The following is a 260-nucleotide window of genomic DNA, read 5'->3' as shown; positions in this document are numbered from 1 at the left end:
CGGTCACTGCTGGATCCGTTTTGCGCCTGCTGATGAAGGTCAGGAAGGTCTGCAGTTCGTGAACGAAGTAGTGGGCGGTGTGATTCCGAAGGAATACATCCCGGCTATCCAGAAGGGTATCGAAGAGCAGATGAAGAACGGCGTCGTTGCCGGCTATCCGCTGATCGGCCTGAAGGCTACCGTGTACGATGGCTCTTACCACGACGTCGACTCCAACGAGATGGCGTTCAAGGTGGCTGCTTCCATGGCGACCAAGCAAC

The 260-nt window shown here is 56.5% G+C and carries 1 pseudogene; it reads left to right on the top strand.

Going from position 1 to position 260, the window contains the following annotated elements:
- Positions 1-260: pseudogene (gene fusA, locus AC0IW9_RS31125) on the top strand (elongation factor G); the annotation flags it as partial.

The organism is Belnapia sp. AC561, from assembly GCF_979252845.1.
This window is presented reverse-complemented; position numbering and strand designations above follow the sequence as displayed.